Consider the following 23,018-nt stretch of genomic DNA (forward strand, 5'->3'; position numbering starts at 1 on the left):
AAAACAACTTTATATTATTATACTTAAAATAAAAGAGGCAGCTATAAATGTTATAGCTGCCTTTTTTTATCTTCTCAATAAAATCTATTGTTTAATAGCTTTTACTGTACTTCTTGAACCATCTTTAAATTGGATATTAATCAGGTACAATCCGGAATTCAAAGTACTCAGATTGATTTCTTTTGTTGGATTATCAATAGTTTTTACCAATCTTCCTGACACATCGGTAACACTTACTGATTTCAGATCTCTTGTATCTGAAATATACAATACATCTTTGAATGGATTTGGATGAATGCTAACTGCTTTTTTATTCCCATTAACTTCAGAAGTACTTAATTGTGCAGATTCTACAATAAAGTTATCAACGTAGAAATTATAATCTGGTGCATCATTTACTGCTCCATCATTTCCGTAAACAGCAAATACTGTATTAGGACTTGTATTGCTTGTTAAATCATATGAATAGGTAGTAGATGTATTGGAAGGAGTATTATTTACATCCCATGTCTGCAATACGGTCCATGTACTTCCGCCATCATTAGAAACCAGGAACTGTACTATATCATCAGATCCCATTGGAGAAGCAGCAGTAGTTGAATACTCTGTCACTCCATAGTCAAATTTCACCCTGTATCCGCCAGCAGAAAGATCAAATGGAACTGTTTTCAACCATCCTGCGCGATTGACACTATAAAGATTAATTCTTGCAGAACCTGTCCCCGTAACATTTAAGAATCCATCTGCTATCCAGTATTGACTGGTGCCGGTTGATCCTGTTGCAGGAGTTCCCCCTGAAACATTAGCCCAGCAATTTCCTGGGAAAGCAGTAAAATCATTAGTATAAGGAGGTACCATTGCGCCACATAAAGTAGTAAAAGTACCACCAACTGACCATCCACTTTGACTTGTTGCAGTGGTACAATTTGTTCTTACCCAGTAATAATAAGTGGTTGATGATGATAAGCTACCAATCGTTGTTGATGTTCCTGTAATCCCAGTCATATTTGGGGTCGTTGTACTTGTAGGTGGCGTATTGGTTGTGCTGTAATACAAATCATAACTTGCCGCTGTCGTTGTTGGTGGAATAGTCCACGAAACCTGTGCAGAATTAGAAGAAAGTGTACCCACTGGCTGCAAAGTTGGGGCAGAACAATCTGTAAAAGCATCTGCTGAGATTGCAAAAATATTAGAGATTCCCGTTCCACCACTTTTAGCTATAGTAATGCTTTGTATAGGTTTTGTTACGTTAGCTGCATCAATATTTAATACAGACTGATACAATCTTGGATTGCTCGCACTCGCTTCCAAGACATCATTGGTCCGGTTAATTCTTCCAATTCCCTGGATTGCAAAATTAGATCCATTATACCAATCTGATAGTGCTATTCCTGAAAATACCTGAGTGGTATTATCTGCAAACGTTACCGTTGCACTTACAGTAGATGTACCACTTCCACTGGTAGAAAGCAAATACAGTTTAAAAGCGGCTTTTGGAAGAGCAAAAACCAGTGTTCCTGTTTCTCCAGTAGTAGCAAGCCTAAGCGAATTATTTGCACTTAGATCTCCTAACTGAAAACTCAACCCTGGTGTACTTGCTACAACTGAATTGATTGTACCATTTACCGGAATACCATAAGTTATAGGTGTACTAGCTGCTGTTAGCTGGAAGTCTTTTGCTACAAAAGCAAACGAAACTCCATCTACATCTATTGTTGTAGAAGTCATAGATGAACCTATTCCATTGGCTATAACATCCGCTGTATATCCGGATACAACCGGCATTGTTTGAAAATTTTGCGCCGCTACATTTGACGCGAAAAAAAGAGTGCATACACTGAATGCACCAAAAAATCGATTTATATTCATAGTAATTTAATATTAGTGCTGTAAATTTATAAAAAAATCAACACAAAACAATTTTGTTTAAATAAAATACAACAATTTAAGATTACAATGTATATATTCGATAAAACACCCCTAAAAAATTAAAAACAATAATAAGTTATTAAAAAAAGCATTAATATTTATTACACAATCAGTCTGTTATAAAATTTTTATCAGAAAAAAAATTAAATCTGTAATTCTAAGCTTATAGTATCCTTTATAATTTTAATATTGAAAAATTAAATGTTATTTTTGCCATACAAATTTTTTAAACAATGCCGAATATTTCAAACAGAGCACAACATATGCCGCCATCGCCGGTAAGAAAACTGGTTCCTTTTTCCTTGCTAGCTAAACAAAAGGGAATAAAAGTATATCACCTTAATATCGGACAACCGGACATTGAAACTCCTGAAACCGCTCTAAATGCTTTAAAAAACATTGATTTAAAAGTATTGGAGTACGCTCTTTCTGAAGGAAATATTGAATATAGAAAAGCGCTGACGGAGTACTATCATTCTTTAGATTTTACTGATTTAACTCCTGATAATTTCATTGTTACCAATGGTGGCTCTGAAGCATTGAACTTTGCCATTTCAACTTTATGTGACGATGGTGATGAAGTAATCATTCCTGAACCTTACTATGCTAATTACAATGGTTTTACAAGTACATTTAATGTAAATGTTGTAGCAGTTCCATCAACGATTGAAACAGGTTTTGCACTTCCTCCAATTGAAGAATTTGAGAAAAAAATAACAGACAGAACAAGAGCTATCGTCATCTGCAACCCGGGAAATCCAACAGGATATCTTTATACCCGTGAAGAACTTCAAAAATTAGCAGAGATTGCTTTAAAATACGACATCGTAGTTATTTCAGATGAAGTATACAGAGAATATGTTTATGATGGCAAGCAACAGGTTTCAATGCTGGCTTTTCCTGAACTAAGTGAAAACTGTATAATCATTGATTCGGAATCTAAGCGTTATTCTATGTGTGGCGTAAGAATTGGATGTATGATTACACGTTCTAAGAAAATTCATGATGCAGCGATGCTTTTTGCTCAGGCAAGATTAAGCCCTGTTCTTTTAGGACAGATTGCAGCTACTGCAGCACACCAAAATGATGGAGCTTATATCCGTGCGGTAAGAGAAGAATATACACACAGAAGAAACGTATTAGTAGATTTATTAAATGCTATTCCGGGTGTTATTTGCCCAAAACCAAAAGGGGCTTTCTACTGCGTAGCTCAACTTCCTGTTGATGATACTGAAAAATTTGCTCAATGGTTGCTGGAAAAATATTCTCTTAATAATGAAACCATTATGGTAGCACCAGCGGGTGGCTTCTACAGCAATCCTGAACTAGGAAAAAAACAGGTAAGAATTGCTTACGTACTAAAAGAGCAAGATTTAAGAAGAAGTGTTGAAATCCTAAAGGAAGCACTGAAACAATACAAATTAGAATTTAATCTCTAAATTATAAAGATGTCAGCAATAGGAAAATCTGTTTTGAAAATTATATTTTCAATGCTTTTATTGCTGACATTTTTTTTCTGTAATAAGAAAGAAGAAAAAAAAGCCGCTCCCAAAAACCCTAATGAGATCACCTTCATCAGTGTATCGAATATTGGTGGTGACCTGGGAGATTACAGGATCATTAAAGCAACTAAAGATTCGATCTCTTTAGAGATGGGCAGCACGGCCAAGAAAACACACAAATACTGGGGATCTTCAAACAATCTGAAAAACTGGCAATATCTGATCTCGACCATTAACGTAAAGACATTGAACAAAATTAAGAGCTCGCCAAGCGCTCAGTCAGTAGATGGTATAGACGAAACTTTTCAGATCAGAACACCGAAAAACGCCCATGTTTATGTTAATTCATTTCATGATACGGTCCACTATAAACAACTTCAAATGCTTAAAAGCAGAATAGAAGAGATTCTGCCCAAAGAATACCAACTACCTTATGCAAGATAATTTTTCTCTAAAAGCCTATAATACTTTTGGTGTTGAAGCTACAGCAAAATATTTCACAGAAGTCAGTACAATCGAAGACCTAAAAGAAGCAATTCGATTTTCTACTTCTTATTCATTATCCATTCTGTTTTTAGGAGGTGGCAGTAATGTGTTATTGACTAAAGATTTTGAAGGTGTAGCTATTCAGATTAATCTAAAAGGAATTTCTGAAGAGAATGTAGACGAAAACAATATTTTGGTAACAGCAAGATCAGGCGAAAACTGGCATGAATTTGTGATGTATTGCCTCGATAAAAATTATGGCGGACTGGAAAACCTTTCTTTAATCCCTGGAAATGTAGGAACCTCTCCCATGCAGAATATTGGCGCCTACGGAACAGAAATAAAAGATGTGTTCGTAAGTTGTACAGTTTTGAATTTAGAAACGTTGGATATTGAAACATTTGATTTAGAAAAATGCAGATTCGGATATAGAGATTCTATTTTCAAGCAGGAAGGAAAAGGTAAATATGTGATCCTGGATGTGACATTCAGATTAACCAGAAAAGATCATTCTATTAAAACCGAATATGGAGCGATAAAGGGTGAACTCGAAAAATTAAACATTGAAAACCCTACCATTCAGGATGTTTCTAAAGCAGTGATCAATATCAGGCAAAGTAAACTTCCAGACCCTAAAATTATTGGAAATGCAGGCAGCTTTTTTAAAAATCCCACAATTCCTCAACCTCAATTTGAAGCTCTAAAAGAAAAGTTCGAAAATATTCAAGGTTACCCAGCCGGAGATCAGGTAAAAGTCCCCGCAGGATGGCTTATTGAACAGTGTGGCTGGAAAGGAAAACAAATTGGCAATGTTGCATCGCATCAATTACAATCTCTGGTTATTATCAATGCTACCGGAAATGCAACAGGCAAGGAAATTTTTGATTTTTCTACAGAGATCATCAATTCTGTAAAAGAAAAATTCAGTATTGAACTGGAAAGAGAGGTAAATATTATCTAAAAATAAAGAAGACGATTATTTTTAAATACAGACAGCCTTATTTATGGCTGTTTTTTTGTTTAAGTTTCTAGCTCGTTTTTAAAATAAAAAGCACTATTTTAGTTAAAAATTATAAAAACACAATATGAAAATAGCTATTCTGGGAGCCGGAAATATGGGTTTGTCATTTTCAAAATCTTTTTTGAAGTATGAATTAATAAAGGCTGAAGACCTTCACCTGATCACAAGAAACGAATCTAAGTTCGCTAAAATTTCTGAAGAATTTCCTCATTCTAAAATTTCAACTTTTAACGAGGTTAAGGAACTCGATGCTGATCTTATTATCATTGCTGTAAAACCTCAGGACTTTCAAAATGTTGTTGACAATATTCAGTTCTCTTTAAAAGATAACCAAATGGTTCTGTCCATTATGGCTGGAATTAAAATCGAGAAAATACAAAAATTGTTAAACCATCCAATGGTGGTAAGGGCTATGCCTAATTCCCCTACTCTCCTTGGAATGGGAATTACAGGTTATACTTCCGCTGAAGGTATTTCTTTCAACCAGCTCATCAATGTTGAAAGGCTACTGAACAGTACTGGAAGATCTGTTTATCTGGAAAATGAAGAACTATTGGACGGCGTAACTGCTCTATCAGGAAGTGGACCAGCTTACTTCTATTATATTGTTGATGCAATGATAAAAGCTGGAGTTGAAATGGGAATTGATGAAAACCTTTCCAAACTTTTTGTTAAGCAAACCATGCTCGGAGCTTATCATCTCATGAACAATTCTGAAAAAAATATTGAAGAACTGATAAAAGATGTTGCATCAAAAGGTGGTACAACTGAAGCTGCTTTAAAAACCTTTGAAGAAAACAATTTCAAAGAAATCTTAAAGAAAGGCATTCTGAATGCTGAGAAACGTGCTAAAGAGTTAAATGGTTAAATTTATCCTCCAGCAATTTACGCATTAACCAACCAAGATAGACTCCGAAAGTGTTTAATATAATATCATCCACTTCAAAAATTCCCATTCTTGTAAAATATTGAAATGCTTCTACTATTGTAATCGCGGACAAAAAACTAAACAAAAGACTTTTAAGGTTATTAAGACCCGGGAAAATCCATCCTAAAAAGCCAAAAGGAATAAACATAATAACATTTCCCAATACAATCATAATGATATCTTTCCAGAGAATTGTTTCTTTTATATACCAGATGGTTGATAAAACAGGTTCCATCCTTACCACATTATCCTCATACTGAACCCGACCCATTCCTAAAAACATAAGGTAGAGCAAAATCAGGCTGTAAGGGCCAATAACAAATTTGTAAATTTTCTTTAACATCAATTGCAAATTTATTCATTTCAAAAACATTAAATTTGTGTGTTAATCTAATTTAATGAAATACGTTTTACTTACGCTCATTTCAGCGATGCTATTGTCCATATCATGGCCAACTTACGGGATTCCGTTCTTTATCTTTTTTGCCCTTGTTCCACTTCTGATGATGGAACATGGAGTTTCCAAATTTTCAGGTTTCAAAAGAAAGAGCTGGGTAGTCTTTGGACTTTCCTACCTGTGTTTTGTGATTTGGAATATTGTAACAACCGGATGGCTGTATGGATCAAAAAACCCGGACGGAAGCCATTCACTAATGGCTGTAGTATTTCCTGTTCTGGTTAATTCTTTCTTGTATTCCTTGGTTTTTCAATGTTATCATTGGTATAAAAATGCACAGGGAACTTATTGGGGGTTTGCCTTTCTTATAGCGATATGGATGGGATTTGAAAAATTTCATATGAGCTGGGAATTAACCTGGCCATGGCTTAATCTGGGAAATGTGTTTGCTGATTATCCAAAATTAATTCAATGGTATGATACCTTAGGAGCAACAGGAGGAAGTTTTTGGATCCTAGTTATTAATCTATTTATCTTCTATACCATAAGAACCTGGGAAGCAGGACGTAAAAAGAAAGATCTTATCCGAAATACATCAATTACTGCTGCTTTAATTATCATACCAATGATCATTTCAGTAATCAAGTATAGTAACTTTAATGAAAAACCGATCGGACAGGTTAATGTTTTAATGCTTCAGCCTGATCTTGATCCTTATGCCGAAAAATATTCAAAAGACAGCTTAACGATTGAAAATGATCTATTAAATCTTGCAGAGAAAAACTCAAAAGGAAAGATCGATTATTATATCGCTCCGGAGACAGCAATTCCCGGAAGAGGCTCTATTTCTGAGACCGCATTTGAAAAAAGTTTACTTTTAAATAACATTAAAGGATTCCTTTCAAAGCATCCCGGTTCTGTCTTTGCTACAGGAATTTCATCACATCATTTCTTTTTAAATGAAAAAGACCTCCCTAAAGAAGCCTATCAAATTAATCCAGGGCTTTGGGTTGCCAGTTATAATTCAGCAATACAAGTTGTCCCTAATCAAAAAGTGGAAGTATATCATAAAGGAAAACTGGTGCCAGGTGTTGAGATCTTCCCCTATATGAGTGTTTTAAAACCCCTTTTAGGCGATGCAATGCTTAATTTAGGCGGATCAGTTGTTTCATTAGGAACAGATAAAGAAAGAGTTGCTTTTTCAAACCCGTACAATAAAGGAAAAATTGCACCGATCATTTGTTATGAAAGTATTTATGGAGAATTCGTAACCGATTATGTAAAAAAAGGAGCTAATTTCCTGGCCATTATGACCAACGATTCATGGTGGGGAGTTACAGAGGGCCATAAACAATTGCTATCTTATGCTAAATTAAGAGCTATTGAAACACGAAGAGAAATCGTCCGTGCTGCCAACAGTGGAATTTCAGCACATATCAATGCGAAGGGTGAAGTTCTGGAGGATACTTTTTATGGGGATCAGACGACATTATTTGCCAGGGTAAATCTTTATGATCAACAGACTTTTTATACAAGAGCTGGTGATCTTTTATCCAGATTTTCAATTTTTGCTTTAGGTTTCTTATTGTTTTACTTTTTAATTAAAAGATTTCAAAACAGACTTAAAAAAAATAAAGGGTGATTCCTAATTAAAAAAAGGAGACTTTGAAAAGTCTCCCCATGTACGTCGTTTCGTTTATTACAAGAAGATCCGACACAAAAAAATACAAACAATAAAAGAGAAAAACCAGCTGGACATCTGGTTTTTCTCATTGATAAACGTTCAATTATTTAATGATGAGTTTTCTGGTGGTCCATTGGTCTTTTATTTTTACTTTCAGAAGATAAACTCCTTTAATTAGATGAGACACATTGAGAGAGTGATCAGCACTCATATCAATACTTAGTTTTTTACCATCTATTGAATACATTTCAACATCAGTTACTTCCTCTCCTTTTATAAATACTTTCTCAGAAGCAGGATTCGGATATATCATAAAATCACGTTCCTTAATGATGTTCTGAGTTCCCAAAGTAGCTTCAGTAGAACGATCAGAATATGCTTTAGAAGCATCTATTGATCTTACACTCCAATATACATTCTGCACCGAAGAATCAAGATCTAAAAACCAGGAAGGTGTTGTCACAATATATTTAGCAATATCATAAGCTCCAGGGGTCTTTCCTACCGTAATTTCATAGCTCAAAGCAGTGACCGGTGTTTTATCGTCAGTAGCACCAGTCCATGAGAAATTAAATCGGTTTCCGTTTTTTGTAAGACTAAGGTTTGTAGGAGGCGCAGGCTTTAAATTTGTTTCTGTAGAAACATTTTTGAAGATTTTAGTTAATGAAGGCATTCCCGGATCTGCCCAATCAAATCCGGACAATAAAACATCGAGATGATGATCATTGTTATAGTCAAGTAAATGCACAAAACCAGGGCCTCCTAAACTATGCAAACCTGTAGTTGTATTTTCAGTAAATGTCTGATTAGCCGAATTAAATAAAAACACCTTAACAAGCGCATCATTATTATCATCATTTCCAGACACTATAAAATCGTAATATCCATCATTATTCATATCCCCTACAGCAAGAGCGGGTTCTGATATTTCAGGAACATTCACCTGCTGAATATTAAGATGACCGGTTCCATCATTCATAAATACCCCCAGATACCCAGCAAAATTTTCATCCTGAGCCGCCACAACGATATCTTGATAGCCATCCGCATTAAAATCAGCAAACTCAATTTTTCCATTTGCAAGAGGAAGAAGCGTTTGCGATAATGTAAGCGTCCCGGAATTATTTAAATAAACTCTAAAAATCGGATTGGTATTGACATCGTACCCTAAAATAACCATATCCAGAAGATGATCATTGTTCAGATCTACCATTTTAAAACTACTGTTTTGAGTCCCTTCCATCCATCCTTGAAATAGTTGAAATCCTACAGCTGAATTCTGATAATAGTCTAGTTTATTAACGAAACCTGTTCCATCAATATACTGGGTTCCATTAATTGCATAATCCTGCAATCCATCATGATTAAAATCAAAAACCTCCATGGAACCATAAATCTTCCCCGGCAGCTCAGCTTCTTTTACAAATCCTGAACCTGTATTTCTAAACCGGTAATGCTTATAATTAACAATATCTATATAACTCAATCCTGTAGAAATAATATCAGCAAGACCATCATTATTATAATCGATAAATTTAATATCCCCCAAATGTGTAGCATCCATACCCAAATCTGCATACAGAGTCAGCGTGCTTCCATTATTTTTATAGACTTCATTGAATGATGTATCTGCGCTCCCATCACCATCTGTATCTACAGCTCCATTAATGACTATATCCTGAAATCCATTGTTATCAACATGACCTACATCACTTGCAGAATAATAGAAATTTTTCATATCCGTCTGAACTTCAGAAAAATTTTGCGCCATTATACCAATTGGTAACATAGACAATAAAACATAGACCTTCTTCATATTATTTTTATTTAGATTAATTAAAAACAAAGATATAAGATTAATTTATCGCTCTTAATTATCTTTACATGAAATTTATCAGTTCTCGCTCCACACCAGTAATACAGTATTATATGGACAATCTTCAATATTATTAATCAAGAGGTTATTTGCAAATATTTTATAAAAGATTTGCCTATCTAAAAAATTCTTCGTTATTTTGCAACCTCAAATATTATACAAATAAGAACATCGAGATATGTCAAGAATTTGCCAAATAACAGGAAAGCGTGCAATGGTTGGTAACAACGTTTCTCACGCTAATAACAAAACGAAGCGTCGTTTTGAAATTAACTTATTGGAGAAGAAGTTTTACCTTCCGGAGCAAGATAAGCACGTAACACTGAAAGTATCAGCTCATGGATTGAGAGTGATTAACAAGATTGGAATCGAAGAAGCTCTAGAAAGAGCTGTAAGAAACGGATTGATTAAAAAGTAATTGAATCATGGCAAAAAAAGGAAATAGAGTTCAAGTAATTCTTGAATGTACAGAGCACAAAGAAAGCGGTATGGCAGGAATGTCTAGATACATTTCTACTAAAAATAAAAAGAACACAACAGAAAGATTAGAGCTTAAAAAGTTCAATCCGGTTCTTAAGAAATATACTCTTCATAAAGAAATCAAGTAATTTATAAAATATAATTTACCATGGCAAAAAAAGTAGTAGCAACCCTACAAAGCGGTCAGTCAAAAAAAATGACTAAAGTTGTGAAAATGGTGAAGTCATCTAAATCAGGTGCTTACGTTTTCGAAGAAAAAGTAATGAATGCAGACGAAGTTGATGTTTATTTGAAAAAATAATCTCATACTTTATTTACAATATAAAAACTACTCATATTTTGGGTAGTTTTTTTGTTATCTTTGCTCACCAGATGCTTTAATCAATTTAATATGAAAAAGATTGCTGTTCTGGTTTTTACGTCAATGTTTCTGTTTTCATTTGGCCAAAGCACAATGAATAGTATAGAATATAAAAACACAGAAAAAGTTTTCACTATAAAAGGTCTCTCGCAATCTGTAAGCATAGATTGTGGAAGTTCTAATATGATCCTTTTATCAGGACAGATTCCTTTAGATGCTAAAGGTAATTTAGTAGGGACTGATAACGTAGAAAAGCAAACAGAGCAGATCTTTAAAAATATTGAGATTATTTTAAAAGAATATGGCGGGACAGGAAAAGATATTGTAAAGCTTGGGATTTTTGTTACCGATATTTCCAAAACACCAGATTTTAGAAAAATCAGAGATCGGTATATCAATCTCCAGAATCCTCCTGTGAGCAGTCTTATAGAAGTAAGTAAACTCTTCCGAGATGACGTGCTTATTGAAGTAGAAGCCACTGCAGTGATTAAAAAAAATAAATAAGAACGGAACTATGAGTTGGTTTAAAAATATTTTCAAAAAAGAAGAAAAAGAAACTTTAGACAAAGGATTGGAAAAATCCAGTCAGGGTTTTTTCGAAAAAATAACAAAAGCCGTAGTCGGTAAAAGCACGGTAGATGATGAAGTGCTTGATGATCTTGAAGAAATACTTATTGCATCGGATGTAGGTGCGTCTACTACTATCAAAATTATCGAAAGGATTGAAGAGCGTGTTGCGAAAGATAAATACGTCAATGTAAGTGAACTCGATAATATCCTCCGTGAAGAAATTTCCAAATTATTATTAGAAAACCCTCATGCAGGAACCGGTAATATAGATTCTACCAAAAAGCCTTATGTAATAATGGTGGTTGGTGTAAACGGAGTAGGAAAAACAACAACTATAGGAAAATTAGCCCACCAATTTAAATCCGAAGGTAGAAAAGTAGTACTTGGTGCTGGAGATACCTTTAGAGCTGCAGCTGTAGATCAATTAACAATCTGGAGTGAAAGAGTTGGTGTACCCATTGTTAAACAAGAAATGGGTTCAGATCCTGCATCTGTTGCTTTCGACACTGTTCAGAGTGCAGTTGCCCAAGGAGCTGATGTTGTAATCATTGATACAGCAGGAAGGCTTCATAATAAAATAAATTTAATGAATGAACTTTCAAAGATCAAAAGAGTGATGCAAAAGGTTATCCCAGACGCTCCTCATGAGATCTTATTGGTTCTAGACGGTTCTACAGGACAGAATGCTTTCGAACAGGCAAAACAGTTCACAGCAGCTACAGAAGTAAATGCTTTAGCAGTTACGAAACTAGATGGAACTGCCAAAGGAGGTGTGGTAATTGGCATCTCTGATCAGTTTCAAATTCCTGTCAAATACATAGGGGTTGGAGAGAAAATGCAGGATTTGCAATTGTTTAATGGTACGGAATTTGTTGACTCATTCTTCAAGAAGAGATGATTTATATCATATTCTCCTTGAGTTTACAAACACAATTCATGTATATTAACAATTAAAAATTTAGAACTATGGGAATTTTAACTTGGATCATTTTCGGTCTTATCGCAGGTGCAATTGCAAAACTTATTATGCCTGGAACACAAGGTGGTGGTTGGTTAATGACTATCATATTAGGAATCGTTGGAGCTTTCGTAGGAGGATTTGTTGGAAGTTTAATCGGCTGGGGAACAGTTGAAAATTTCGACTTTAGAAGCATGCTATTAGCGGTAGGTGGTGCCCTTATTGTCCTTTGGATATTTGGAATGGCCTCGAAGAAAAGCTAAAAAAATATTTATCAAAATTAAAAAGACCGACTTGAAATTCAAGCCGGTCTTTTTTTAAAACAATATATATAATTTAGTTGATCTTTATTTGATAAGGCATTTCCATTTTTACCTCAGATCTTAATTTCTCATCGGTGATCTGTTGTAAGATTTCGTAATTAGCCTTTCCTATTTTACTTTTAATAACTCTGGCAGAAATATCATCTTCATTTAAATCCTTGAAGATTTGTTCAAATGGAGACATTTTCTTTGGATATGAAGCTACATTATAAGATTTCAATCCTGCTTTTTGTGCTGCAAATTTCACGGCATCATTTAATGTTCCAAGTTCATCTACCAAACCAATTTGTTTAGCTCGTGTACCACTCCATACTCTACCTCCACCTACACTATCAATCTGTTCAAAAGTCTGTTTTCTATTTTGTGTAATAAAATGTACGAATCTCTTATACGTTCCTTCAACACTTCTTGTGATCATACTCACGCCGTAAGGTGTTACCCCATTTAACCCCGAATAATATTGGGAGTTGGCATTCGTAGCAACAATATCTGAACGGATTCCATTTTTATTGGCAATATCTTTATAATAAGGTATTACACCAAAAACACCTATGGATCCAGTTAATGTATTAGGTTCTGAATAAATTTTATCTGCAGCCATAGCAATATAATAACCACCTGATGCAGCATAATCACCAAAAGAAACAATAAGAGGTTTTTTCTTTTTTAATTGCTGAAGTTCAAACAAAATCTCATCTGAAGCATTAGCGCTTCCTCCGGGAGAATTAATTCTGAATACAACAGCTTTTACTTTATCATTTTCCTGAAGATCTCTGATATACTTAATATATTTCTCAGAATAAATTTCATTATACCCATCCCCATTATTAATGGATCCTGATGCATACAATACAGCAATCTTATCACCTGATTTATCTTCATCAGAATAAGAATTGATATACTTACCAAGTGAAATTTTATTCAGTTTATCCTTTTCTGTCAGGCTTAATTTAGATTTAATAAGCTCATCATATTCTGTTTTCTGAATCAACTTATCTGCAAGTCTATATTTTAAACTTTGTTCAGGAATCATCCCATACAAACTGTCCACAATAGTTCTGAACTGTGTAGAATCAATTTTTCTGGAAGTTGCAATTTTTGTTGATGTGTTCTTCCAGATATCATTTAAAAGAGTACTCAGCTGCTCCTTATTTTCAGGCGAAATATCATTTCGTAAAAAAGGTTCTACTGCTGATTTAAACTTACCATGACGAATTACCTCAATTCCAATTCCATATTTATCAGCAAAATCTTTGAAGAAAGTAACCTCTGTAGCTAATCCCTTCAACTCTATCATTCCAGATGGATTAAGGAAATATTTGTCAGCAACAGACCCCAGATAATAAGAAATTTGTGAAGCTGCATTTCCGTATGCATATACAAACTTTCCACTTTTCTTAAAATCCTGAATTGCATTTCTTAAATCATCAATCTGAGTGATACCTGCATTAAGATCATCAGCTTCAATGCTTATTCCTTTAATATTATCATCCGTTTTAGCTTTTTCAATTGCTTCTAACGCCTCATATATTAAAATGCTTTTGTTCTGATTGCTGATATTAAATATTCCGGTTTGCTCTTCTGTAGGACTATCAATTATAATGGTCTTTAAATTTATAGTTAAAACAGAGTTCTTTTTTACCACTACCGATTTGTCACTACTCATAGAACTAAACACCAGCATTATGATAAAAAAGAAGAAAAATACAGCACATAGTATGACAATAGCCACTATATTTGCTAAAACATTTTTAAAAAAACTTTTCATATATCAATCATTTTTTAATATGTCGCAACATAAGGTCGTTTTGTTACTAGGGAGTAACCTTGGGGATGGAAAAAAAAATATAGAACAGGCTCTTGAAATGTTAAAATCGGGTGGAATTGAAATGTTAAATATTAGCGTTTTTTTAACATCTGAGCCCGTAGAGTTTGTTAGTTCTAATATTTTTTGTAATATTGCAACAATAATATGCACACATCTTTCGCCTATTCAACTACTTGATTTTGTTAAAAGTATTGAATTTGAAATGGGAAGAGTTAACGATTCAAAAGCATTAGGAGGTTACAATGACCGTATTATTGACATTGATATCGTTAAGTATGATGAGTTAAAATTTATATCAGAAAGATTGGAAATCCCACATTTAAAACATCTTTTTGAAAGGGATTTTTCCAGAATATTATTAAAAGATTTTATTTAAATAAAACATAAAACATATTGTATGAAATTAGGTTTATTATTATTGGCCGCGCTGCCTATTGCTACTTATGCTCAGGACAGTACTACAGTAAATTCGTCGGACAAATACCCTAATACATTCTCTTCGGGTTCCGCTAATGTTCAGCCTTTTGACAATAAGGCAAGAAGATTTAACGATTGGTCTATTTCAATCGGTGGTGGTGCTGCATTTATGTCACATGCTGATCTTACTTCATTTTATGATGGAAAGATCAATTGGGGATATAATGCATATATCAGTTTGGATAAACAGATCTCTCACGTTTTCGGTGTTAGTTTAATTTACCAAAGAGGAGAAACTAATCAAAAAGCTAAATTAGATGGTGCTGCAGGTGCAGCCGCTGGTGTAGGTGTAGCCAACACAAGATACGACCAGGTAGCTTTATTAGGTGATGTAAATTTTTCGAATCTATTAAGAAGAGTTGATAATCACTCTCCATACAGATGGGCATTCCATGGGTATGGAGGAATTGGTGTTATGGGATATAATACATCCTTACACGACAACAATGAGTTCAGATGGAGTAATGCTCCTAGAAGAGTTCCTTTATTTATCAAACAGGATTTCGATATTAATTCTATTTTCTACCAATTTGGATTTGGTTTAAAGTATAATGTTTCGAAACTTATTGATATTGAAGCAAGAACAATGTATATCTTAAGCGGTGATGATGAATTTGATGGTGGTGGTAATGCAGGTCCTGCTGATTACGATCCTGCTTCTACAGTGTCTAAGTATAATATGATCAACAAATCAAGATCTGATAATATGTGGACTGTAAACTTAGGGGTATCTTTCAAATTAGGAAAGCATATGTCTCATTTAGCATGGCATGATCCTTTACAAGAGGCTTATTATAGAACAGGTGAACTTGAAAAAGCTACAACTGATCTTGTAGTTTGTGAAAAAGGAGACAACGATAACGACGGAGTTTGTGATGATTGGGACAGAGAACTTAATACTCCTGCTGGTGCAAGAGTAGATGGAGCTGGTGTTGCATTAGACATGGACCTTGATGGAGTTATTGACTTGTATGACAAATGTGTTACAGTTCCGGGACCAGCTGAAAATAACGGTTGCCCAACAGGAAAGTAATCATTCTGAAAAAAATAAATCATTTAATTAACTAAATAAAAAAATACACTATGAAATTAAGTTTAGCAATTGTAGCATTAGCACTGGCTGTACCAACAGCTTCTTTTGCACAAGACTCTACGGCAGTTTCAAATGGAGAATATCCTAATACATTTTCTTCCGGTTCTGCTAATGTTTCGCCTTTTACGCAAAAATCTAAAAGATTTAATGATTGGGCAATTTCGTTTGGTGCCGGTGTACCATTGATGCAATCAGCGGATTTAACATCTATCAAAAATGGTAATGGTAAAAATCTTTTTGGATATTCTGCATATGTGAGTATTGATAAAGCAATTACCCATGCTTTTGGTATTAACTTACAATATGACAGAGGGGAAACCAGACAGGGATTCTTCAACTCAAAAAACTCTGCTCCTACAGATTTAGCTGTAAGAGACAGACTTGGAGCGAGAACTCAATATGATGCGATCTCTATCTTAGGAGATGTTAACTTCTCTAATTTATTAAGAAGAGTAGATAATCATTCAACTTATAGATGGGCACTTCACGGTTATGCAGGTATTGGTACTTTAGCCTACAGAGCATATCTAAAAGATGCTTCGAATAATCAAAGATTAATGACTGAAATCAAACCTTTCAAATTTAATTCTTTATTCGGTCAGGCAGGTGCAGGTCTTAAATTCAAAGTGAATAGACGTCTTGATATCGAAGGTAGAGTAATGTATGTGGTTACCGGTGATGATACATTCGACGGTGGTGGTGCACAATACAGTGCAATTAACCAACGTGAGGAAAACACATCTGATAACTTCTTCAATGCTACTTTAGGGGTTTCTTTAAAATTAGGAAAACACGAATCTCACTTAATGTGGCATGACCCATTGCAGGAGATCTATTATAAACTGGATGTTTTAGCTAACAAAAACCAAGATATCGAAGTTTGTAAAAAAGGAGATGCTGATAACGATGGAGTTTGTGACGATTGGGACAGACAACTTGATACTCCTGCTGGTGCAAGAGTTGACGGTGCAGGTGTTGCCCTTGACACTGACTTGGACGGTGTAATTGATCTTTACGACAAATGTGTTACTGTTCCTGGACCTGTTGAAAACAATGGTTGTCCTACAGCAACGACAGGGCCTGTAAAAGAAGAAGAAAGAACTTTAGAAGGAATTGAATTTGATTTAAATTCTGATAGAATTTTACCTTCAAATACTCCTATCCTTAACAATGCAGTTACTTATATCAATTCTTCAACTGGTTCTTACAGCGTAGTTGGAGCAACAGATACAAGAGGAACTGATGCTTATAACCAAAAATTATCTGAAAGAAGAGCTAATAACGTTAAGAATTACTTAATCAAAAATGGTGTTCAGACAGGTAAATTAAACGCTATAGGTAAAGGAGAGAAAGATCTTAAATATCCTGAATGTGAACCTGCTACTAAATGTCCTGAATGGAAAAACAGAGCAAACAGAAGAGTTTACTTTGAGGCTAAATAATAAACTATTTATTCAATTATATAAAAGTCACGCTTCGCGTGACTTTTTTTGTTATAATACTTTCCTTATTTTTATACCATGATTTCTTCCAACGATTTTGACCAGTTAAAATATAAAACCCTGAAATACTTTTGGGGTTATGATAGTTTCAGAGATTCTCAGGAAGAAATTATTAATTCCATTATCAACGAAAAGGACACATTGGTACTGCTTCCTACAGGAGCAGGAAAATCACTGTGCTATCAGCTTCCCGCTTTATTCAGAGAAGGAGTATGCCTGGTGATTTCGCCATTGCTCGCATTAATGAAAGATCAGGTCAATCAACTTAAGTTTAGAGGAATCGAAGCAGAATATCTTTCATCGGAGCTCGATGATTATGATGCTGAAGTCATTTTTAACCGGTGCAAAGACAGTTTGACCAAATTACTTTATATATCTCCTGAAAGATTAACTAACCGCCAGTTCCTCCAAAATATGGAAGAGATACAGCTGTCCTTTATTGCCGTGGATGAAGCACATTGTATTTCCGAATGGGGTCAGGATTTTCGTCCATCCTATCAAAACATAAAAGAATTTAGAAAAAATAATCCAGACATTCCGTGCTTAGCTCTAACCGCTACGGCTACTCCAAAAGTTCTGGAAGAAATAAAAACTAAACTTGAACTCAAAAATCCTGTAGTTTTTCAAAAGAGTTTTAAGAGAGAGAATATCAGAATCTTCACCGAAGAGGTTTCCGATAAATATCAGCGTGTCTTTGATATTTTGAAATACAATAATAGCTCGGGAATTATATATGTCCGTACAAGAAAAGAAGCGGAATTACTAACTGAATTTTTACATAAAAATCAACTGAAAAATGTTGATTACTTTCATGCTGGATTAACTACGAAGGAAAAAAATGCAAAACAGAATCTATGGAATACCAGTAATAATTATGTTCTGATTTCAACCAATGCTTTTGGTATGGGTATAGATAAAGATAATGTACGTTTTGTTGTCCACTACTCTCCCTCGCCATCACTGGAAAATTATTATCAGGAAATAGGTAGAGCCGGAAGAGATGGACAGGATAGTTTTGCTTTTTTACTCTGGAACAAGCAGGAGATCGCCAATTTTGAACAGATCTTAAAAAATCAGATTCCTAATAAATCAGAGTTCCTCAGGATCATCACGTATGTCTACTCTATTTTCCAGGTTGCAGAATATGAGCTTCCTGAAAAAGTGTTTCAATTAAATATCAACGGAATTCAAAATTTCACCAAATTATCGATAGCAAAGATCAAAAATGTTCTGAACTTTCTGCATAACCAGGAAATCATCTATTTTAATGATAATAAAAGCCTCTCTTCTTTGGAACTCCTTATGCAGGCAGATGAAATAGAGCAACTTCCCAAAAAAGATGCTTATTTTATTGAGCTAATGCTTCGTACTGTTTCTGGAATCACAACACATAAGGTAATGTTCAGTGAGCAAAACGTAAGCAATAAGATTGGAGTAGGAATTCCATTAATAAAAGAACGCCTTAAAGAACTTCAACAGAAGAACTATCTTGAATATGTAGACGGAGCTTTATCAAGCATTAAATTTCTAAAACCAAGAGATGAAAGAACTATTAATGGTGCATATTGGAAGTTATTTGAACATATTCAAAGAAATAAAATCCAGAAATGGGAGGAGATGAAATTCTATGTCGAAAATAATGACTATTGTAAAATGAAGCTTATTTTGTCTTATTTTGGGGAAAAGAATTCTAAGACATGTGGACAGTGTTCTGTTTGTGAAAAAAATAAACAAACCATTTTCGGAAAGAATATTTCTACTCACCTTATTTCATTACTAGCTAAAAAACCATCAACTATAGAAGAGCTTTCCATCCAACTAAGTTATCATTCAAAAGAGAATATTTTAGAGAACCTCATCTATCTTTTAGATTTGGGAAAAGTAAAAATGTTGAACTTTAGAACCTATTCGCTCGCATAAATTTCGTAAAAAGCGCAAATAAGATATACTAATAATTTAATTTCCAATCCTCAATAGAATCTAAACCTCCATTTCGAATTTTTAAATCATTAAATTTTTCAATTACTAAAAGACCCCTTATCTTTGTCATATGAAATCATTGAAAGTCGTTTTTTTAGGCACTCCAGAGTTTGCAAAAAATGCATTAGAAGCCATTCATCAATCACATCATAAAGTCGTAGGCGTTGTAACCGTGGCTGACAAAGCAAGCGGACGTGGCCAGAAGATTCATCAGTCACCTGTAAAAATATTTGCAGAGGAAAATAATTTAACTGTTTTTCAACCTGAAAAATTAAGGAATCCCGAATTTTTAAAGGAAATAAAAGACCTTGATGCTGATGTTTTTGTGGTGGTTGCCTTTAGGATGATGCCCAAAGTTCTTTTTGAAATGCCTAAAATCGGAACTTTCAATCTTCATGCATCTCTCCTTCCTGATTATAGAGGAGCTGCACCTATTAATTACGCAGTGATCAATGGTGAAGAAAAAACAGGAGTAACCACATTCTTTATTAATGAGAAAATAGATGAAGGAAATATTTTGCTTCAGAGAGAATTAGAAATACTTCAAGATGAAAGTGCGGGAAGTCTTCATGACCGACTAATGATAGTAGGTTCAGAACTCGTTGTTACTACACTGAATGGACTTGCTGAAAACTCTATTGAGGAAAGACCACAGCCTCACGTTGAGCATCCAAAAAATGCTTTTAAAATTTTTAAAGAAGATACCAAAATCAATTGGAATACACCTTCAAAAACTGTCCATCAGTTTATCCTGGGAATGTCTCCTTATCCAGCTGCTTTTACAGTCTTAAAAATTGGTGAGGAGGATAAAGGATTGAAAATATTTGGGGGTAAGTTCGAAGTTTCAGGTCATGATAAGATGCCAGGAACATTAGAAATTTCTAAAAATACTTTTAAAATTTATACCCAAGATGGAATCTATGAACCTTTAGAGCTTCAGTTAGAGGGTAAGAAAAGAATGACTATTAAAGATTTCCTGAATGGTTTCAGAAATTTTGACGAAATAAAAATGGCTTGATTACTCAAGCCATTTTCTATATTATTAAAGTAGATTAAATATTCTACAATTGAACCATTTCTGTAACTTCTACATCGTATCCTCCAACCTGAGGTTTTATATCTGGATTCTGAGTTAATACTTTGAATTTATTGATTCCTAGGTTTTTCAAAATCTGCGTTCCAATACCATAGTCCCTATAATTATAGGCTAATGTTGGATGTTGTTGCTGACCATCCTGATAATCCAGAAACTGTTGTAATTTCTTTAACGTATTTTCAGAATTGGAGACGTTATTTATAAAAATAATAACTCCTTTTCCTTCTTCATTGATCATTTTGGTTACTTTTTCCAGTAAAGGAGTTTCCCCATTATTCAATCTCGTTAATACATCAAAATAAGAATCAGAAGACTGAACTCTTACCAATACAGGTTCATCTACTGTCCAAGCTCCTTTTGTCAATACAAAATGAATCTGCTCGTTAGATGTTTCTCTGAAAGCGAAAAAATCAAATTCCCCGTAATGAGTTTTTACCTTTCTCTCTTCAATTCTGTCAACAAGATTTCCTTTTTTAAGCTGATAATGAATTAGATCTTCAATAGAAACAATTTTCATATCATGCTTTTGAGCGAATGCATACAAATCAGGAAGACGAGACATGGTACCGTCTTCATTCATAATTTCACAAATAACTCCACCCTCTTTTAATCCTGCTAAATGAGTAAGATCAATTGCAGCTTCTGTATGTCCGGCTCTTTTTAATACCCCTCCTTTCTTTGCACGAAGCGGAAAAATGTGCCCTGGTCTCATGAAATCAGTTGGCTTGGAATTTTCATCCATCAAAGCCAGGATTGTCTTCGCTCTGTCTCCAGCAGAAATCCCGGTAGAAGTACCATTTCCTAAAAGGTCAACAGATACTGTAAAAGCTGTTTCTTTTGGATCACTGCTTCTGCTTACCATAATATCTAAGCCAAGCTCATCACATCTTTTTTCAGGAAGCGGCATACAGATAAGACCTCTACCATGAACCGCCATAAAATTGATCAATTCAGGAGTCGTAAGTTCGGCAGCACATAGAAAATCACCTTCATTTTCTCTGTTCTCATCATCTACTACTATGATTATCTTACCATTTTTAAGGTCATCAATAGCCTCAGGAATAGTATTTAATTTAATATCAGACATTTTTACTTTAAATTTGTGCAAAGATACTTATAAAAATAAGCATCTCCCAATTAATATAAATGGTTTGTTAGGCTTTGATTAAAGAGTCTTTAGCTTTTCTGAAAATGTCATAAGAATCAAGTCTTTTTTGATGATCGTAAATATGAGAATTGATGATCAGCTCATCTACATTAAATTTTTCCTGAAAGCTTTTTAACTTTTCTTCAATTTCTGACTGATCTCCAATAAAGCTATATCTCAATTTCTGCAATACAGCCGATTTTTCCATAGGAGACCAAACATCATCCATATCAGCGACGGGCGGAGCAAAAGGTTTTCTATCATTTCTTATTATATTAAGGAATGCCTGAAATAATGTAGTAGATAGTTGGTGAGCTTCTTCCGAAGTTTCAGCGGCAGTTCCATTGACACAAGCTAAAATATATGGTTTATCTAACTGTTTTGAGGGTTCGAAATGTTCTCTATAAATATTGAAGGCCATTTCCATTTGCTCTGGGGCAAAATGTCCCGCAAAAGCATAAGGAAGTCCAAGTTCTGCAGCCAGCCATGCACTATCTGTACTAGATCCCAAAATATAAAGAGGTATATCTAAACCTTCTCCCGGAATGGCACGAACCAAGGCATTTGAATTTTCTTTAGAAAAGTATTTTTGCAGTTCTAAAATTTGTCTTGGAAATTGTTCATTAATAATAGCAGGATTTCTTCCTAAAGCCTGAGCCGTCAAACCATCAGTTCCTGGTGCTCTCCCAAGACCAAGATCAATTCTTTCAGGAAAAAGAGATTCCAATGTTCCGAATTGTTCAGCAATGACAAGAGAGCTATGATTTGGAAGCATAATTCCCCCGGAACCTACTCTTATTTTTTTTGTACCATTGGCAATAAAACCAATAAGAACTGAAGTAGCGGAACTGGCAATGCTTTCCATATTATGATGTTCGGCAAGCCAGAATCTTTTATAATCAAGATTTTCAGTAAAGTTTGCTAAAGATAAACTGTCCTGAAAACTATCATGAATACTTTTCCCCTGTTTTACTGGTGCAAGGTCCAAAACAGATATTTCAAAATTTTTCATATCGAGATGTTAATTTTTTTAAAGGTGATATAGAATCTCCTTTGTCAATTTCATAAATATAAACTTGAGGTTTAAAAAACCGAACAAATTTAAAACATAAAAATCACATTAGTTACTTTTTGTAATTGATAAGTCTGATTGCCTAGTTCAGGCAAAAACTATTGAAAATTTTTAAATATTAAGTACATCTTTCGTAAATGAATTTTAGAAAGCTGGGTATGTAAAAAATTTTGCCGGTATATAGCTATTTTGTTTTGGAAAGATCTTCAACACACATCTTATTTTACACTTTCATTTTAAACTATTACAATCGGCTAATCATTATTAAAAACCACATATTATTAGTGCTAATAATTCATCAATTAGAG

22 protein-coding genes are annotated in these 23,018 nt (G+C 34.3%); 16 read left to right on the plus strand and 6 right to left on the minus strand.

Going from position 1 to position 23,018, the window contains the following annotated elements; translation table 11 throughout:
* Positions 1-84: 84 nt before the first annotated feature.
* Positions 85-1,785, minus strand: coding sequence for a T9SS type A sorting domain-containing protein (locus J7E44_RS20205; protein ID WP_214832968.1), 1,701 nt, complete (start codon positions 1,783-1,785; stop codon positions 85-87).
* Between the two features lie 377 nt (positions 1,786-2,162).
* Between J7E44_RS20205 and J7E44_RS20210 the strand changes: the two genes are divergently transcribed.
* The 4 genes from J7E44_RS20210 to proC all read left to right on the plus strand — a co-directional run bounded on the left by J7E44_RS20210 (position 2,163) and on the right by proC (position 5,806).
* Positions 2,163-3,368, plus strand: coding sequence for a pyridoxal phosphate-dependent aminotransferase (locus J7E44_RS20210; protein WP_214832970.1), 1,206 nt, complete (start codon positions 2,163-2,165; stop codon positions 3,366-3,368).
* Between the two features lie 9 nt (positions 3,369-3,377).
* On the plus strand, positions 3,378-3,875 hold the full coding sequence (locus J7E44_RS20215; protein ID WP_214832972.1) for a hypothetical protein: 498 nt from the start codon (positions 3,378-3,380) through the stop codon (positions 3,873-3,875).
* Positions 3,865-4,878, plus strand: coding sequence for a UDP-N-acetylmuramate dehydrogenase (gene murB / locus J7E44_RS20220; RefSeq protein WP_214832974.1), 1,014 nt, complete (start codon positions 3,865-3,867; stop codon positions 4,876-4,878). The genes J7E44_RS20215 and murB overlap by 11 nt, the downstream gene beginning before the upstream one ends.
* A 124-nt stretch (positions 4,879-5,002) precedes the next feature.
* Entirely contained in the window at positions 5,003-5,806 is an 804-nt protein-coding gene (gene proC / locus J7E44_RS20225; protein WP_214832976.1) for a pyrroline-5-carboxylate reductase, read from the plus strand.
* Here the strand turns inward: proC and J7E44_RS20230 are convergent.
* Positions 5,787-6,209 carry a VanZ family protein gene (locus J7E44_RS20230; protein ID WP_214832978.1) on the minus strand — a complete coding sequence of 141 codons (423 nt, stop codon included), beginning with the start codon at positions 6,207-6,209 and terminating at the stop codon, positions 5,787-5,789. The genes proC and J7E44_RS20230 overlap by 20 nt on opposite strands.
* Positions 6,210-6,264: 55 nt before the next feature.
* On the opposite strand from J7E44_RS20230, the gene lnt reads away from it, so the two are divergent.
* A complete protein-coding gene (lnt, locus tag J7E44_RS20235) occupies positions 6,265-7,905 on the plus strand; it encodes an apolipoprotein N-acyltransferase (protein ID WP_214832980.1) in 1,641 nt (546 codons plus the stop codon).
* 145 nt (positions 7,906-8,050) lie between these two features.
* On the opposite strand, the gene J7E44_RS20240 is transcribed toward lnt, so the two are convergent.
* Positions 8,051-9,763 (minus strand): T9SS type A sorting domain-containing protein, encoded by a 1,713-nt coding sequence (locus tag J7E44_RS20240; protein WP_214832982.1) that lies wholly within the window; start codon positions 9,761-9,763, stop codon positions 8,051-8,053.
* Positions 9,764-10,001: 238 nt separating this feature from the next.
* Here J7E44_RS20240 and rpmB point away from each other — a divergent pair, with 238 nt between their 5' ends.
* The 6 genes from rpmB (at position 10,002) to J7E44_RS20270 (ending at position 12,455) form a co-directional block, all read left to right on the plus strand.
* A complete protein-coding gene (gene rpmB / locus J7E44_RS20245) occupies positions 10,002-10,241 on the plus strand; it encodes a 50S ribosomal protein L28 (RefSeq protein WP_007841810.1) in 240 nt (79 codons plus the stop codon).
* 7 nt (positions 10,242-10,248) lie between these two features.
* Positions 10,249-10,431: a 50S ribosomal protein L33 gene (rpmG, locus tag J7E44_RS20250; protein ID WP_214832984.1), complete on the plus strand. Its 183-nt coding sequence runs from the start codon at positions 10,249-10,251 to the stop codon at positions 10,429-10,431.
* Between the two features lie 20 nt (positions 10,432-10,451).
* Entirely contained in the window at positions 10,452-10,604 is a 153-nt protein-coding gene (locus tag J7E44_RS20255) for a DUF4295 domain-containing protein (RefSeq protein WP_214832986.1), read from the plus strand.
* 90 nt (positions 10,605-10,694) lie between these two features.
* Positions 10,695-11,168, plus strand: a complete 474-nt coding sequence (locus J7E44_RS20260; RefSeq protein ID WP_214832988.1) for a RidA family protein — start codon at positions 10,695-10,697, stop codon at positions 11,166-11,168.
* A gap of 10 nt (positions 11,169-11,178) precedes the next feature.
* Positions 11,179-12,132 (plus strand): signal recognition particle-docking protein FtsY, encoded by a 954-nt coding sequence (ftsY, locus tag J7E44_RS20265; protein WP_214832990.1) that lies wholly within the window; start codon positions 11,179-11,181, stop codon positions 12,130-12,132.
* A gap of 68 nt (positions 12,133-12,200) precedes the next feature.
* Positions 12,201-12,455: a GlsB/YeaQ/YmgE family stress response membrane protein gene (locus J7E44_RS20270; RefSeq protein WP_214832992.1), complete on the plus strand. Its 255-nt coding sequence runs from the start codon at positions 12,201-12,203 to the stop codon at positions 12,453-12,455.
* A 73-nt stretch (positions 12,456-12,528) separates the two neighbouring features.
* On the opposite strand, the gene sppA is transcribed toward J7E44_RS20270, so the two are convergent.
* Positions 12,529-14,283: a signal peptide peptidase SppA gene (sppA, locus tag J7E44_RS20275; protein WP_214832994.1), complete on the minus strand. Its 1,755-nt coding sequence runs from the start codon at positions 14,281-14,283 to the stop codon at positions 12,529-12,531.
* A 19-nt stretch (positions 14,284-14,302) separates the two neighbouring features.
* On the opposite strand from sppA, the gene folK reads away from it, so the two are divergent.
* The 5 genes from folK to fmt all read left to right on the plus strand — a co-directional run bounded on the left by folK (position 14,303) and on the right by fmt (position 20,413).
* The gene (folK, locus tag J7E44_RS20280) at positions 14,303-14,719 is read left to right on the plus strand and encodes a 2-amino-4-hydroxy-6-hydroxymethyldihydropteridine diphosphokinase (RefSeq protein WP_214833221.1); all 417 of its coding nucleotides are present in this window, start codon (positions 14,303-14,305) and stop codon (positions 14,717-14,719) included.
* A 21-nt stretch (positions 14,720-14,740) separates the two neighbouring features.
* Positions 14,741-15,853 (plus strand): OmpA family protein, encoded by a 1,113-nt coding sequence (locus J7E44_RS20285; RefSeq protein WP_214832996.1) that lies wholly within the window; start codon positions 14,741-14,743, stop codon positions 15,851-15,853.
* 50 nt (positions 15,854-15,903) lie between these two features.
* A complete protein-coding gene (locus J7E44_RS20290) occupies positions 15,904-17,355 on the plus strand; it encodes an OmpA family protein (RefSeq protein WP_214832998.1) in 1,452 nt (483 codons plus the stop codon).
* A 78-nt stretch (positions 17,356-17,433) separates the two neighbouring features.
* The gene (locus J7E44_RS20295; RefSeq protein WP_214833000.1) at positions 17,434-19,335 is read left to right on the plus strand and encodes a RecQ family ATP-dependent DNA helicase; all 1,902 of its coding nucleotides are present in this window, start codon (positions 17,434-17,436) and stop codon (positions 19,333-19,335) included.
* Positions 19,336-19,465: 130 nt separating this feature from the next.
* A complete protein-coding gene (gene fmt, locus J7E44_RS20300; protein ID WP_214833002.1) occupies positions 19,466-20,413 on the plus strand; it encodes a methionyl-tRNA formyltransferase in 948 nt (315 codons plus the stop codon).
* Positions 20,414-20,456: 43 nt separating this feature from the next.
* Here the strand turns inward: fmt and ribB are convergent, their stop codons facing one another.
* Together ribB and J7E44_RS20310 are read right to left on the minus strand one after the other, a co-directional pair.
* Positions 20,457-21,578, minus strand: coding sequence for a 3,4-dihydroxy-2-butanone-4-phosphate synthase (gene ribB / locus J7E44_RS20305; protein ID WP_214833004.1), 1,122 nt, complete (start codon positions 21,576-21,578; stop codon positions 20,457-20,459).
* A 67-nt stretch (positions 21,579-21,645) separates the two neighbouring features.
* Entirely contained in the window at positions 21,646-22,650 is a 1,005-nt protein-coding gene (locus J7E44_RS20310; protein WP_214833006.1) for an LLM class flavin-dependent oxidoreductase, read from the minus strand.
* Positions 22,651-23,018: the final 368 nt, after the last annotated feature.

The sequence above is a fragment of the Chryseobacterium sp. ISL-6 genome, from assembly GCF_018613715.1.
GTDB classification, from domain to species: domain Bacteria; phylum Bacteroidota; class Bacteroidia; order Flavobacteriales; family Weeksellaceae; genus Chryseobacterium; species Chryseobacterium paludis.

What these genes read in the sequence shown, in the direction of transcription:
- J7E44_RS20205 (WP_214832968.1), bottom strand. Translation starts at nt 1,785, where the DNA reads ATGCCGGTTGTATCCGGATATACAGCGGATGTTATAGCCAATGGAATA.
- J7E44_RS20210 (WP_214832970.1), top strand. Translation starts at nt 2,163, where the DNA reads ATGCCGAATATTTCAAACAGAGCACAACATATGCCGCCATCGCCGGTA.
- J7E44_RS20215 (WP_214832972.1), top strand. Translation starts at nt 3,378, where the DNA reads ATGTCAGCAATAGGAAAATCTGTTTTGAAAATTATATTTTCAATGCTT.
- murB (WP_214832974.1), top strand. Translation starts at nt 3,865, where the DNA reads ATGCAAGATAATTTTTCTCTAAAAGCCTATAATACTTTTGGTGTTGAA.
- proC (WP_214832976.1), top strand. Translation starts at nt 5,003, where the DNA reads ATGAAAATAGCTATTCTGGGAGCCGGAAATATGGGTTTGTCATTTTCA.
- J7E44_RS20230 (WP_214832978.1), bottom strand. Translation starts at nt 6,209, where the DNA reads ATGTTAAAGAAAATTTACAAATTTGTTATTGGCCCTTACAGCCTGATT.
- lnt (WP_214832980.1), top strand. Translation starts at nt 6,265, where the DNA reads ATGAAATACGTTTTACTTACGCTCATTTCAGCGATGCTATTGTCCATA.
- J7E44_RS20240 (WP_214832982.1), bottom strand. Translation starts at nt 9,763, where the DNA reads ATGAAGAAGGTCTATGTTTTATTGTCTATGTTACCAATTGGTATAATG.
- rpmB (WP_007841810.1), top strand. Translation starts at nt 10,002, where the DNA reads ATGTCAAGAATTTGCCAAATAACAGGAAAGCGTGCAATGGTTGGTAAC.
- rpmG (WP_214832984.1), top strand. Translation starts at nt 10,249, where the DNA reads ATGGCAAAAAAAGGAAATAGAGTTCAAGTAATTCTTGAATGTACAGAG.
- J7E44_RS20255 (WP_214832986.1), top strand. Translation starts at nt 10,452, where the DNA reads ATGGCAAAAAAAGTAGTAGCAACCCTACAAAGCGGTCAGTCAAAAAAA.
- J7E44_RS20260 (WP_214832988.1), top strand. Translation starts at nt 10,695, where the DNA reads ATGAAAAAGATTGCTGTTCTGGTTTTTACGTCAATGTTTCTGTTTTCA.
- ftsY (WP_214832990.1), top strand. Translation starts at nt 11,179, where the DNA reads ATGAGTTGGTTTAAAAATATTTTCAAAAAAGAAGAAAAAGAAACTTTA.
- J7E44_RS20270 (WP_214832992.1), top strand. Translation starts at nt 12,201, where the DNA reads ATGGGAATTTTAACTTGGATCATTTTCGGTCTTATCGCAGGTGCAATT.
- sppA (WP_214832994.1), bottom strand. Translation starts at nt 14,283, where the DNA reads ATGAAAAGTTTTTTTAAAAATGTTTTAGCAAATATAGTGGCTATTGTC.
- folK (WP_214833221.1), top strand. Translation starts at nt 14,303, where the DNA reads ATGTCGCAACATAAGGTCGTTTTGTTACTAGGGAGTAACCTTGGGGAT.
- J7E44_RS20285 (WP_214832996.1), top strand. Translation starts at nt 14,741, where the DNA reads ATGAAATTAGGTTTATTATTATTGGCCGCGCTGCCTATTGCTACTTAT.
- J7E44_RS20290 (WP_214832998.1), top strand. Translation starts at nt 15,904, where the DNA reads ATGAAATTAAGTTTAGCAATTGTAGCATTAGCACTGGCTGTACCAACA.
- J7E44_RS20295 (WP_214833000.1), top strand. Translation starts at nt 17,434, where the DNA reads ATGATTTCTTCCAACGATTTTGACCAGTTAAAATATAAAACCCTGAAA.
- fmt (WP_214833002.1), top strand. Translation starts at nt 19,466, where the DNA reads ATGAAATCATTGAAAGTCGTTTTTTTAGGCACTCCAGAGTTTGCAAAA.
- ribB (WP_214833004.1), bottom strand. Translation starts at nt 21,578, where the DNA reads ATGTCTGATATTAAATTAAATACTATTCCTGAGGCTATTGATGACCTT.
- J7E44_RS20310 (WP_214833006.1), bottom strand. Translation starts at nt 22,650, where the DNA reads ATGAAAAATTTTGAAATATCTGTTTTGGACCTTGCACCAGTAAAACAG.